The sequence below is a fragment of the Actinophytocola sp. genome (assembly GCF_035762905.1).
Taxonomy (GTDB): Bacteria; Actinomycetota; Actinomycetes; order Mycobacteriales; family Pseudonocardiaceae; genus DASYTH01.
In genome coordinates, this window is record NZ_DASUCC010000157.1 from 1 (window position 1) to 11863 (window position 11863).

At 70.1% G+C, this 11863-nt stretch carries 8 protein-coding genes and 13 tRNA genes; 3 read left to right on the forward strand and 18 right to left on the reverse strand.

The genetic code is table 11. The features are described from left to right. Window positions 1-18 precede the first annotated feature (18 nt). Complete coding sequence (locus tag VFV67_RS34980; protein WP_326475055.1) at window positions 19-156, forward strand: hypothetical protein; 138 nt, start codon at window positions 19-21, stop codon at window positions 154-156. Window positions 157-161: 5 nt separating this feature from the next. Here VFV67_RS34980 and VFV67_RS34985 read toward each other — a convergent pair whose 3' ends face one another. The 3 genes from VFV67_RS34985 to VFV67_RS34995 all read right to left on the reverse strand — a co-directional run bounded on the left by VFV67_RS34985 (window position 162) and on the right by VFV67_RS34995 (window position 5484). After that, entirely contained in the window at window positions 162-1133 is a 972-nt protein-coding gene (locus VFV67_RS34985) for an acyl-CoA desaturase (protein ID WP_414636402.1), read from the reverse strand. Window positions 1134-1562: 429 nt separating this feature from the next. Further along, the gene (locus tag VFV67_RS34990) at window positions 1563-4907 is read right to left on the reverse strand and encodes a TIM-barrel domain-containing protein (RefSeq protein ID WP_326475015.1); all 3345 of its coding nucleotides are present in this window, start codon (window positions 4905-4907) and stop codon (window positions 1563-1565) included. Between the two features lie 97 nt (window positions 4908-5004). Continuing rightward, window positions 5005-5484: a DUF1707 domain-containing protein gene (locus VFV67_RS34995; protein WP_326475016.1), complete on the reverse strand. Its 480-nt coding sequence runs from the start codon at window positions 5482-5484 to the stop codon at window positions 5005-5007. A 95-nt stretch (window positions 5485-5579) separates the two neighbouring features. On the opposite strand from VFV67_RS34995, the gene VFV67_RS35000 reads away from it, so the two are divergent. Further along, window positions 5580-7421 (forward strand): hypothetical protein, encoded by a 1842-nt coding sequence (locus VFV67_RS35000; protein WP_326475017.1) that lies wholly within the window; start codon window positions 5580-5582, stop codon window positions 7419-7421. Between the two features lie 73 nt (window positions 7422-7494). On the opposite strand, the gene VFV67_RS35005 is transcribed toward VFV67_RS35000, so the two are convergent. From VFV67_RS35005 to VFV67_RS35065, 13 genes are all read right to left on the reverse strand, one after another. After that, a tRNA-Cys gene (locus tag VFV67_RS35005) sits at window positions 7495-7565 on the reverse strand. 23 nt (window positions 7566-7588) lie between these two features. Then, window positions 7589-7660: transfer RNA gene (locus tag VFV67_RS35010), tRNA-Ser, on the reverse strand. 23 nt (window positions 7661-7683) lie between these two features. Then, window positions 7684-7760 (reverse strand) — tRNA-His (locus tag VFV67_RS35015). 2 nt (window positions 7761-7762) lie between these two features. Then, window positions 7763-7832 (reverse strand) — tRNA-Val (locus VFV67_RS35020). A 135-nt stretch (window positions 7833-7967) separates the two neighbouring features. Continuing rightward, window positions 7968-8040, reverse strand: a tRNA-Asn gene (locus VFV67_RS35025). A 5-nt stretch (window positions 8041-8045) separates the two neighbouring features. Beyond that, window positions 8046-8117 (reverse strand) — tRNA-Arg (locus VFV67_RS35030). 56 nt (window positions 8118-8173) lie between these two features. Beyond that, window positions 8174-8245 (reverse strand) — tRNA-Gln (locus VFV67_RS35035). 7 nt (window positions 8246-8252) lie between these two features. Beyond that, window positions 8253-8331, reverse strand: a tRNA-Leu gene (locus tag VFV67_RS35040). A 4-nt stretch (window positions 8332-8335) separates the two neighbouring features. Beyond that, window positions 8336-8409 (reverse strand) — tRNA-Thr (locus tag VFV67_RS35045). 10 nt (window positions 8410-8419) lie between these two features. Continuing rightward, window positions 8420-8493, reverse strand: a tRNA-Leu gene (locus VFV67_RS35050). A gap of 6 nt (window positions 8494-8499) precedes the next feature. Then, a tRNA-Asp gene (locus VFV67_RS35055) sits at window positions 8500-8573 on the reverse strand. A gap of 72 nt (window positions 8574-8645) precedes the next feature. Further along, window positions 8646-8718 (reverse strand) — tRNA-Gly (locus tag VFV67_RS35060). 30 nt (window positions 8719-8748) lie between these two features. Next, window positions 8749-8824 (reverse strand) — tRNA-Arg (locus tag VFV67_RS35065). 858 nt (window positions 8825-9682) lie between these two features. Here VFV67_RS35065 and VFV67_RS35070 point away from each other — a divergent pair. Further along, window positions 9683-10303 carry an L-threonylcarbamoyladenylate synthase gene (locus tag VFV67_RS35070; RefSeq protein WP_326475018.1) on the forward strand — a complete coding sequence of 207 codons (621 nt, stop codon included), beginning with the start codon at window positions 9683-9685 and terminating at the stop codon, window positions 10301-10303. 22 nt (window positions 10304-10325) lie between these two features. On the opposite strand, the gene VFV67_RS35075 is transcribed toward VFV67_RS35070, so the two are convergent. Both VFV67_RS35075 and VFV67_RS35080 read right to left on the reverse strand, forming a co-directional pair. After that, a complete protein-coding gene (locus VFV67_RS35075; protein WP_326475019.1) occupies window positions 10326-10748 on the reverse strand; it encodes an MmcQ/YjbR family DNA-binding protein in 423 nt (140 codons plus the stop codon). Between the two features lie 79 nt (window positions 10749-10827). After that, window positions 10828-11694: an alpha/beta hydrolase gene (locus tag VFV67_RS35080; protein ID WP_326475020.1), complete on the reverse strand. Its 867-nt coding sequence runs from the start codon at window positions 11692-11694 to the stop codon at window positions 10828-10830. Window positions 11695-11863: the final 169 nt, after the last annotated feature.

Below are 11863 nucleotides of genomic sequence, written 5' to 3' on the forward strand. Positions count from 1 at the left end.
CAGGCCGGCAGCCTCGACATGGACCAAGCCTTCCAAGCCCTACGCAACTACGCCCGCAGCCACAACGCCCGGCTCAGCGACACCGCCCAGCACATCGTCACCGGCACCCTCGAACCCGACCAAATCCTCACCCCATCCCCCAACCCCACTGCCTGAGATCATCAACTCCGCGCGGCCGGTTTGAGCTTGCGGGCCAGGCGTTCGGGTCGGGGCCAGCGGACGTGGGTGACCCAGCCCAGCTTCTCCAGGAGCCAGATGACCCGCGCGGAGATGTCGATCTGTCCCCTTTGGACTCCATGGCGGGCGCAGACGGGGTCGGCGTGATGGGAGTTGTGCCAGGACTCGCCCATGGAGGCGATGGCCAGCGGCCAGAAGTTGGCGGACTTGTCGCGTGCCTGGAAGGGTCGCTCGCCGATCATGTGGCAGATCGAGTTCACCGACCAGGTGACGTGGTGCACCACCGCGATTCGCACCAGGCTGGCCCAGAAGAACGCGGTCAGGGCGCCCCACCAGGACAGGGTGATCAGACCACCGAGGATCGCCGGCGCGAGCAGGGTGACCGCGGTCAGCACGGGAAACAACCGGTCGATCCGCCGGATGTCGGCGTCGGCCAACAGGTCGGGGGCGAACCGTTTGGCGTTGGTCTGTTCCCGGCCGAGCATCCATCCGAGGTGGGCATGCCAGAAACCCTTGGCCAGTGCGGCCGCCGAGGTGCCGAACAGCCACGGTGAGTGGGGATCGCCGTCGCGGTCGGCGTAGGCGTGGTGGCGGCGGTGGTCGGCCACCCACCCGATCACCGGGCCCTGCATGGCCATGCTGCCGATCGCCGCGAGCGCCACCCGCACCCCGCGACGGGCCTTGAACGCGCCGTGCGTGAAGTACCGGTGGAACCCGACCGTCACGCCCAGCGTCGTCAGCGTGTAGAAGAACACCGCCAGCGCGACGTCGACCCACCCCAGGCCCCACCCCCACGCGAGCGGTACCGCCGCGACCAACGCCAGCAGCGGCACGACAACGAACACCTTCACCAGAAACATCTGCAACGGGCTCTTCTCCGCCGACAGCATGGGTTCCGGACCGGTTCCGCACGGCGGCTCGGAATCCGTGCCACGGCGATCAAGCGTGCTCGTCAACTGCGACCTCCCGGAGGATGACTGCAATGGGATTCGTCACCGGGGACCGGGGTGACCACGGTGGAATACACCGACCGGCACCGTTTCAAACTCCCACCCGATGTCGCTGGGCGGCCAGCCTGACCACGGTCCGCTTGGACATCTCAGTCCACAATAGACGGATAGGGCCGCCAGGCGATTCCACCGCATGCGGCGACAGCCGGCCCGGTCCGGATGGTGGTAGATCGATTTCCGTAGGTGGCACAAGGGCCTCCCGGTGTCGTCACGCTTGGTGCGGATTGACTGCCGGGGTCTGGGGCAGAACCGTTCAGCCGCGATCCACGCGGTCGCGCCACTGAACGGTGCCTGGCCCGAGTGTACGCACCGAGGGGGCAGCCGCCACCCGGGCTTCATATTTGCCCGGTACCGCTACACGTTCACCTGGCCGGATCAGGTCACGGTGAACGTGTAGCGGTACGGCCGCTGGATCGGCACGCTGTCCGCGCTCAGCACGCTGCGCACGGCGGCGACCTCGACCGCGTAGGTGCCGGCCGGTAGCGACGCGGCCGGAGACCAGGTGAGTATTCCCGGCGTCAGCTCGGTCACCGTGCCGGTCACCGCGGTGCCGCCGGAGCTCACCGTCACCGAGCCCGAGAAGTCGGGCCCGGTCGGGTCCACGTCACGTTGGAACCGCACGGTCACCGACGCCGGCGCGGGTCCGCTTGAACCCGCCTCGGGTGTGGTCGACACGACCACGGGATCCCGCCACGTTCGGGGCGCCTTGTGGATGTCCGGTACCGACGGGTCGTCCCAGGCGGTCGAGGTGTCGTCGACCAGCATGGTGCCCTCGGCATCGCCGGCGATCACGACGCTGCGGTTGTTCGTGCTGACGATCCCGCCCCACCATTCGACGGTGTCCCAGTTGCCCCGGGTGTACTTGTACTGGAGCTCGGAGCCGTCGTCGATGGTCAGGGTGGCCTCCCACACTCCCCCGCCGCGGTCGGTCATGGCGAGCTTGCCCGGGTCCCACGGACCCAACGCTTCGATGTTGCCCGGCAGGTAGAGCGTGTCGCCGGCCGGGGTGCCCGGCGGTGCGAGGGTCCGGAAGGTCACCTGGATCGGCCGGGGGCGCACGGCGACGACCGCGGGCAGGGTGACGGCCCTCCCGTCCGGACGCACGTATCGGGCGTGACCGAGCAACTCGCCGCCGCGGGCCGGGCCGGGTGCGGTGACCTGGAACGTCGCGGCGAACTGTGCTCCCGGCTCGAGCCGAGCGGCCGTGGTCGGCGAGGTGGGTGTGATCGTCCAGCCGTCCGGCTGCGGCAGCGTGACGGTGATGCCGGTGACCGCCCGCGGACCGGAGTTGCGCACGGTGCCGACCACGCGGCTGGGCACGCCGGCAACCAAGCCGTCCGGCGCCTCCAGCGCGAAGTCGACGGCGGGTGCCGGCGGCACGGTCACCGCCCGCCCGTCGTGCCGCACGACCGCGCCGCTGCCGCGCCGCACCGGCGGCACGTCGACGGTCAGCGTCCGGCTGGCCGGCTCGTAACGATGCTGCGCCGCACGACCGTTCACCGTGACCCGCCGCGGTTCGGTGACGTCGACGAAGACCGCGGTGTACGCGCGGGCGGCCGGCTGGCCGGTGTAGCGCCCGACCGGTGGCTCGATCCTCAGCTCGGACTGTCCGGCGTGCTCGGCGTAGCGCACGGCGGTGGTGGCGTACTGGTGATCGCGGTAGCCCAGTCCCTCACCGGCGTCGTCGTAGAGCGAGGTCTGCCCGGATCCGTGCGGATAGACCGTGAGCGTCAGCGCGTCGGCCGGCTGGGTGGCGACGTTCGGTGCGTCCGCGGCGCGCGGCACGATCGCCCCGGCGCGGGCGAACACCGGGAACCGCTGCGGGGTGGCGGTCACCGGCACGGTCGCCGGTCCGGCATAGGTTTCGCCGGTGAACACGTCGGTCCAGGTGCCGGGCGGGAACCAGACCATCGACGTCGTTGCCAGGCCGGGCACGACGGCCGGGGCGACCAGCAGGTCCGGCCCGAGCAGGTACTGGGTGGGGTGCCGGTAGGCCTCGTCGCGGTCCGGCCACTCCAGGTACAGCGCCCTGGCCATCGGCAGTCCGCTGTCGTAGGACTCCCGGGCCGCCGCGTACAGATAAGGCACCAACGACTCACGCAACCGCAGGAAGTCCATCGCGGGACCGGCGACCGCCGCCGAGTACTCCCACGGCAGACGGTCACCGTGGTCGGAGTGCAACCGCAGGATGGGCTGGAACGCGCCCAACTGCACCCAGCGCAGGTAGAGGTCCTCCGGCAGGTGCCGGCCGGCGAAGCTGCCGATGTCGTGGCTGACATAGGAAACCCCGACCGACCCCTCGGCCGGGGTCATCGCGGCCGCGAAGGCGATGCTCGGCCAGTCCGCCATGGTGTCGCCGGTGAAGTGCACGGTGCTGCGGTGCTCGCCCCACGCGCCCGACCCGCCGGGCGTGGTGTAGTCCGGGAACGACGCTCCCATGCGGGAAAGGGCGAACCCGCGCAGCCCGCGCGCCTCGGCATCCCGCTGGTAGCGCTCGTTGACCCAGCTGTCCGGGGTCACCCCGGCGACGGCGGCGGTGCTGTCGTCGCAGCAGTAGTCCAGCCACCACTGGCGGACGCCCTGGTTCTCGAACGGTTCGTGCAGCCAGCGCCAGGCGTCGTACTGCGCCCGGTCGGTCCAGTCGAACCGGTGCGCGGTCGGGGCGAAGCTGCGGGTGGCGGGCGCGATGCGGCCCCCGGCCAGCGCCTGCGCCTGGGCGTAGCGGGGGTCGTCTGCGGAGATCGCGGCGTGCACGTTGAGCACGGTCTGCAGGTTCTGGCTGGCGGTCCAGCGCAGGAAGGAGGGCGGATCGGGGAACAACTCCGAGTTCCAGTTCCATCCCGCCCAGGCGTTGGGTGCCTTCCAGTCCGTGTCGATCACGAGCGCGTCGATCGGCACCTCGTTGGCCCGGAAGGCGGGCAGCAGGCTGTCCCGGTAGTCCCGGTCGCTGAAGGCCTGGTACTCGGAGAACCAGTTCCCGAACGCCCACTTGGGCAGCAGCGGCGTCGGCCCGGTCAATGTGCGCAGGTCGCGCAGCGCCCGCTGATAGTCGTGGCCGTAGCCGAACAGGTAGCCGTCCTGGTAGGCACCGGTGCGCGCCGGCCGGGGTGTGACCCAGCCGTCCGCGGTGCGCAACGCGGTCGCCGTGTCGTCGAGCAGGTACCAGCCGTCGCGGTGCAGCAGGCCCTCGTGCAGCCTGATCCCCTCCACCGGCCCGGCCTGCTCCGGGTAGTAGTCCAGACCGCGATACCAGCCGCCGAGCGCGTCCGGCCGGGCGGGCGAACCGAACGCCGGGTGTACCCGGACCCGGCGGTCGCCGACCATCAGCTCGAGCGTGGTGTTGGTCTCCTGGAACCGGCCGGAACCCTTGCGGTACCGCAGTTCCACCGCGTCGGTGCGAACCCGCAGCTCGGCGCGCGTGTCGACCACGGTGAACCGACTCGGCCGGAGATCCCGTGCGGCCGCCACGAACGAAGGCCGATCCTCGAACCGGCGGTCTTCGGCGTACTCCAACCGCAGCAACGTCGGGCTGATCACCTGAATGCGCACCGGCCCCGCGGTGACCGTCGCACCATGCCGCTGTACCGACGACGCGGCATCCGCACCGGCCGGAACCGCGGTGGCGAGCGGCCCGGCGACCAACGACAGGACAGCCCCCAGCAACACCACCGGGCGAAACAGCCGAGACGAGAACCGGCTACGCGAAGTGGTATTCGCCATACTGGATGACGATGCCCGCGGTGCCGTCCCGTTGTCAATGATGGGCGATGCCGCCGACTGTCCACAATGGCCGGTTGGCCGGGCCGGGCACGGTTGCCTACAGGCGCAGCGGGCGACCGTAGCGGTCGGTGCCGCCGTTGGCGATGAGCAGGATGCCGTCGACGATGGACCAGATGACGCCGATCCCGGTGAATACCAGGACCAGTTGAAGAACGGCGATGTGGATGTGACCGGTGTAGAAGCGGCCGGTGCCGAACGGCAGCAGGATCTGCAGCAGGCCGGCGGCGATCCGGGACTTCTCCGAGTAGACGGCCAGCTCGACCGGCGGGGCCGTCGGCACCGGGATCAGCGGCGCGGGCGGCGGCGGAGCCATGAACGGCGGGTAGGGCGCGGGCAGATCTCGGAAAAGCGGCCGCAGGTCGCCGCGGGCCTGCGCCTCGAGCGCCGCGCCGACCCGCTGCTCGTACTCGTCCATCGGCAGCCGCCCGGCGGCGAAGTGCTCGCCGAGAACCCGCACAGCGTCCTCGCGCTCCTGCGTGCCGATGCGCAGTGCGTCCGGATCGATCGGATCACCCACGGCGTCACGATACGTGACGTCGTAACGAAGAGCGCAGTCAGCGCCGCCTGTTCCGCTACTTTCGGCCGGCGCGGTCGGCGCGAGGAGGAACCGGGATGCTTGACGGGTTGACTGACCGGGAGCTGGCGCTGGTGGCGGCGGCCCGCGCCGGGAGCGTGCTGGCGTGCGGTGAGCACGGCGTGGATGTGCTGGCCAGCAGCGAGGATCCGGGCCTGCGGGTGCGCGCCGGGCTGATCCGGGAGTTGCTTCTTGGCCGCCGGGGCGAACTGGATCCGCGCGGTGTCCGGATTCGTGGCGCCCGGATCGTCGGCACGCTGGACCTGGACTACGTCACGGCGGTAACGGGCCTGGATCTGGTCGACTGCGTCATCGACGATCGGGTCGACCTGACCCGGGCGGTGCTGCCCCGGCTGGTGCTCAGCGGCAGCCGAATCGCCGGTATCCAGGCCGATGGCGTACGCGTCGGCGGGGACCTGATCCTGCGCCGGGCAAGGATCTCCGGGGCAGGGGCGACGGGCGCGGTCTGTCTGGGCAATGCGCAGGTCGATGGTGTCCTCGACCTGACGGAGACGGAGATCGGCAACGACTCCGGTCCCGCGCTGGACGCCGCCGACCTGGAGGTCGCTCGGAGCATGTTCCTCGACCGGGCGCGGGTGTCCGGGACCGGCGCGCAGGGCGCGATCGACCTGTGCGGCGCGCACATCGGCGGCCGGCTCACCATCGACGACGCCGAGCTCGGCAATCACGCCGGCCCGGCCCTGCACGCCGACGGTCTGTCCGTCGGCGGCGATCTGCTGCTCCACCGGACCCGGCTCTCCGGCACCGGGGACAACGGCGCGATCTGCCTGGCGAGCGCACGCCTCGGCGACGACCTCTACCTGGTCGAAGTCGAGGCGCGCAACGACTCCGGGCCGGCCCTCTACGCCGACGGCCTGCACATCGAGGACACCATCGTCCTGCTCCACGCGCGGATGGCCGGGACCGGGGACGGCGGCGCGATCTGGCTGCTCGGCGCGCGGCTTGGCGGGCTGCGCGTGGTCGACTCGGAGCTGACCAACGACTCCGGCCCCGCCCTGTTCGCCGAGCAACTCCAGGTCCGCGGCCTCATCCACGTCGAGCGGGTACGGATGTCCGGGACCGGCGAAGCCGCTACCGTCCGCCTGGCCACCGCCCGCATCGGCGGCCGGTTCACCCTGGCCGACGCGACGGTCACCAACCCGTCCGGCCCACTGGTCGACCTGCACGAGACGACCGTGGCCGGCGGGGTGCACTTCCCCGCCGAGGTCATCTGTGACCAAGCCCCCTGCGGACACGGCACGATCGACCTCAACGACTTCACCTACACCTCGCTCGCCCCGGTCGACGCCCGGCAATGGCTGCACCTGATTCGGCGCCACACCAAGGAATACCGACCCTCGCCCTACCAACGGCTGGCCGCGGTCGAACGCGCCGCCGGACACGACGGCAACGCCCGGCGCATCCTGATCACCCAGCAACAGGACCTGCGCCACCGCGCTCCCGCCGCGCTGGGCGGCCGGCTCACCCGCCGCGTCCACTGGCTGTGGGGCGCACTGGCCGGATACGGCTACCGCGCCCGCCGCACCGCCCTGGCCCTCCTCGCCGCACTCGCCGCCGCCGGCCTGATCAGCCTCTGGGCCGGGCACACCAGCACCGGCCCTGGACGCCACGCCGCCGAACACACCACCACCTCCGCCACCGCGCACACCCCCTGCTCCACCGTCGAACTGATCGGCCTCGGCCTCGATCGGGGCCTCCCCCTCGGCCCCACCGGCCTACGCACCCGCTGCGACCTCGACACCGAATCCCCCGCCGGCCAAACATTCACCGTGTTCCTCTGGATCATCCAGGCCGCGGTATGGGGACTTGCCACCCTCACCATCGCCGGCTACACCGGCCTCATCCGCAAGTCCACCTGATGATCAGGAACGATGCGGTCAGACGGAATCCGGCTCCGCAGCGGCGACCTCGTCCACAGTGGAGCAGCGGTCGAGACCTACCCGGGAGTCGAACCCGGACCTGACGGCTTTGCAGGCCGCCCCACGACCGTCGTGACGTAGGCCCCACCCACCACGCCGGCGTGCGATGGTCGCGCGTCCTGGTGTCGAACCAGGCCTCCCGGGATTATGAGCCCCGGGTAGCCGCCGGGCTCCGCGCGGTGCCGCACGGGTGCGGCGTGGTTGGGGTGACCGACCGGACTCGCACCGGCTTGGACCAGATCCACAATCTGGCGCCTCGTCTACTTCAGCCTCGGCCACAGTCGTCCCGGCGGGAGTCGAACCGCGCGGCCGCCCGCGTGTCGGGCGGATGCTCGTCCGAGGAGCACGGGAGGTTCGCCGAACCGTCCGGGTGGACGGTCGCGGTGGAGAACGAGGGTGTCGAACCCTCCACGATGATCTTGCAAGGATCAGCTGCGCGCCGGCGCGTTCCCCGTCGCCTCGAACCGCCGTGGCGATCGAGGGCCGCTCCTCTGCCAGGACTCGAACCTGGTACCTCCCGGTTAACAGCCGGGCATGCAACCTGTTGCACCGCAGAGGAATGAGTGCCCCCGGCAGGAGTCGAACCCGCATTCCCGGCTCCGGACGCCGGTGTCGTGTCCGTTGGACCACAGGGGCATTGGGTCGAGACTTCCAGCGGGCGTTGCGAGCGGCCGGGCACCCGCGCGCGGCGGCTCCCGGTCCAGGGTTCGAACCTGGGCGAACGGATCCAAAGTCCGTCGTGCTGCCGGCTACACCAACCGGGATGGTCGATGGTGCCCTCACCAGGATTCGAACCTGGACTGGACGGGTTCTGAACCCGTTGCCTCTACCGAGATTGGGCTACAAGGGCGGGGAGCCTCCCCCGGGAGTCGAACCCGGCTCCTCCCGTTTACGAGACGGGCGCTCTGACCGAATGAGCTTGAGAGGCAAGGGATCCGTGCGGCTCCGGGGAGTCGAACCCCGACTGGCCTGGCTCTCGACCAGGTGCCTCTGCCGATTGGGCTAGAACCGCGGACAGCGCTCACGACGGGACTCGAACCCGCGAATCGCCGCATCGACAGTGCGGTGCCCTTGCCGCTGGGCCACGTGAGCAGTGCCGGCGGCGAACGGTGCCGCCCGCCGGCCAGTACCGTGCACGAGCAGTCACGGCGATGCTGCCCGTCGAGCGGCCGGCGGGCATCGAACCCGCTGCTTCGGTTTGGAAGACCGACGTGTCCGCCGAGTTCACCACGACCGCAAACAACCCTGGACCGCTGGTCGGTCCGGGTGGCGCCCCCAGCAGGACTCGAACCTGCGCACGTCGGCTTAGAAGGCCGCCGCTCTGTCCACTGAGCTACAGGGGCAAATTGGTGGTGCGGGCCGGAGCGGAACTCGTGCCGTCCGGGCGCCGGCCCGCGTCGACCTGCGCGGGCCGCGACCGAGGGAGCGTATGTCTGCTCCACTGTGGAGTTGTCAACCATCGGACCCGCGCGGCAAACCGCATGGGTGTTGCGCCGGCGGGAGGAGTCGAACCCCCGGGAAACGGGTTTGGAATCCGTTCCGCTTCCGAAAGCTCGCCGACAATGAGTAATTACTATGTGCCCGCGAAACAACGAAGCCGCCCGGTTCGGATTCCCGATGGGCGGCTCCTTGGCATGACGCGGATATCGGTCATGGCGGGGAGCCGGCGGTACCGCTCAGCTGCTCATACTCATGCCACATGGGATGTTGCGGGCAGCGGGACGGACACGCGAGCGCGGTGCGCGCGTCGCGGCGCCACGCCCCTCGCTCCCACATGTTCGTCATCACATTCTCCCGTGTTGGCTGTCAGCGTGATAATTCATCATTGCCTCGTCGATGTCCGCCCGTCAACGGTATTAAATCTTGGCAGCGGTTCCCCATGTTCGAACGCATGGCGGCCGCCGACGGCTGGTGACCGTTGCGTCGGTGCCGCCCCCGGCTGGCCCGGCCACCAGAACAGCCGGTGCGTGCGCGGCTCGTCATCACGCTGAGCAGCGGAGTGAACCCGGAACGGCGCGACCAGCAGCAGGCTGGGCCGGGGTCGAGCACCCGTACGCGCTGGTCAGGGCGGGCGGCGCTGCGCCATCGGCGTCGAGGATGATCCATCGAGTCGGTCGCGGGACGGTCCTCGGCAGTCGGCCGGTCGGCGGGTCCGAGCCCACGAGGCGCAGCACCTCAGGCGCGTCTCCTAAGCTCTGGTCATGGCGATGTACTTGGAAGTGCACCCGGAGAACCCCCAACCGCGCGCAATCAGTCAGGCAGCCGAGATCGTGCGGGATGGCGGAGTCATCGCCTACCCGACCGATTCGTGCTACGCCCTGGGTTGCCGGTTGGGCAACCGAGCGGGACTGGATCGCATCCGTACCATCCGGGCGCTCGGTGCGGATCACCACTTCACCCTTGTGTGCGACGACTTCGCGCAGCTTGGCCAGTTGGTGTATCTGAACAACACCGTGTTCCGTGCGATCAAGGCGGCCACGCCGGGCAGCTACACGTTCATCGTCCGCGCGACCGACGAGGTGCCGCGCCGGCTCCAGCATCCCCGCAAGCGGACCGTCGGCGTGCGCATCCCGGACCACATCGTCGCCCGGGCACTGCTCGCCGAGCTCGGTGAGCCGATGGTGTCAAGCTCCCTGCAACTGCCCGGCCAGACTGTCCCGCTGACCCAGGGCTGGGAGATCAAGGAGCAACTCGACAACGTCATCGACGTCGTGCTCGACTCGGGCCAGGGCGGCACCGAGCCGACCACCGTGATCGACTTCTCGCGCGATCAGCCGGAGATCGTCCGCAAGGGCGCAGGCGATCCGTCCCGGTTCGAGTAGTTCGCCAGCGCCTTCTCCCAGGTCATTGCTCTCCTCGAGCCCGTAGCCAGGCGGCGGCTCTGGCGGTCGAGGCTCGGGACAGCCAGGCGTCCTGGACCACTTCGGTCAGTTCCCGCAGGGTGAGTTCGCCGATCCGGCTGGCCCGGACCAGTACCGAGGGGTGACCGTTGAAATGCGGTGTGGTGAAGAAAGGCGACCCGTCATCCTGGACCAGGGCCTGCTTGTCGGACTCGGACGGCACCCAGAACACGATCACGTCCGGGTAGCGTTCGCCGGTTTCGGGATCCACGGCATCGGGCCGGGGGTTGCGGAAGAACACGAATGACTTCTGGCCAACCTGGTACACCGGGTTGCCACCCGAGCCGTGCACGACCGTGACATGGGGCATGCCCGACGCCAGCTCGTGCACATCCTTCAGCCGCGCCCGGCGCGATCCAGCCGACATGGCAAGCAGGCTACGGCGCGCTCGAAGCCACCGGCGGGACGGCCCCTCCCGCTGCGGCCGTCCCGCCACCTTGCGTGGGTCAGGAGTGGGGACAGGTGGCCCGGTACTCCTCGATCAGCGTGCTCCGGGCCGGCGCCGGGCACAGGAACTGGTCGTAGCGGGTGTCGTCATCGATGAAGCGCTTGAGCCAGGAGATGCTGTATTTGGCCACGGTCGTGTTGGCGCGGGTCGGCGCGGAGTGGCTGGCGCCGTTCAACTCCAGGTATGCCTTGTCCGGAGCCGCCCCGAGGCTGACGTAGAACGGCTCGGAGTGCGCCGCCACCGACGCGGTGGTGTCGTTCTCCGCGCCGATGATCATCGTCGGTACCCGTACGGTCGACCAGGATTTCGTGGTGTGCCATGGGGTCAACGGGATCGCGGCCTGCAGGGAGGGTCTGGTCCGGGATGCCGCGAGGCTGCCGCCGCCGCCCATCGAGTGGCCCATCACGCCCAGCCGGTTGCCGTCGATCCGGGTCCGGACGGAACTGGTGCGGGTGAGGTAGTCCAGTGCCGCCAGCAGTTGGGCGCCGCGGCTGTCGGGTTGGTCGAGGGTCGACAGGGTGTCGATGGTGATCACCACGAACCCTTGGGATGCCAGGCGCGGGCCGAGCCACGAGATGGCGGACTGCGTCGAGGTGAAACCGGGTGAGATCGCCACCGCGCCGAAGGTGCCCTCGGCGGTGCTGGTGGGGTAGTAGATCGTGCCGCCGCCGAAGCCCGACGCCGACGACCGGGAGACGGTCGTGGTGGCGATGGCGAACGGTCCGCGGGTCGCCTCGACGCTCGCGGTGGTCGGCGCGGGGCCGCGTTCGAAGGGGCTGGCAGCGGCGTGGGCCGACGGCGTTGTGACGCCGACCAGAAGTACGGCCAGTACGGGGATCGCGTGGGTCACACTGCGGAGTCCCATAAACACCTCGCTTATGCGGGGACACGGACAGCAACGACCCTCGATCACCGGCGGAACGCTCGCATCGGCACACCTACCGGTTCTGTGCGGCCGGCACCGCAACCAGTCCGGCGGCCGGTATCGGTAGAACTACCGTCGGATCGGCCCCTTCCGCCCGCGGACCAGGTGT

Bases quoted from the DNA above. Each gene is read 5' to 3' on its own strand.
- VFV67_RS34980 (WP_326475055.1), top strand. From the start codon at position 19: ATGGACCAAGCCTTCCAAGCCCTACGCAACTACGCCCGCAGCCACAAC.
- VFV67_RS34990 (WP_326475015.1), bottom strand. From the start codon at position 4,907: ATGGCGAATACCACTTCGCGTAGCCGGTTCTCGTCTCGGCTGTTTCGC.
- VFV67_RS35000 (WP_326475017.1), top strand. From the start codon at position 5,580: ATGCTTGACGGGTTGACTGACCGGGAGCTGGCGCTGGTGGCGGCGGCC.
- VFV67_RS35070 (WP_326475018.1), top strand. From the start codon at position 9,683: ATGGCGATGTACTTGGAAGTGCACCCGGAGAACCCCCAACCGCGCGCA.
- VFV67_RS35075 (WP_326475019.1), bottom strand. From the start codon at position 10,748: ATGTCGGCTGGATCGCGCCGGGCGCGGCTGAAGGATGTGCACGAGCTG.
- VFV67_RS35080 (WP_326475020.1), bottom strand. From the start codon at position 11,694: ATGGGACTCCGCAGTGTGACCCACGCGATCCCCGTACTGGCCGTACTT.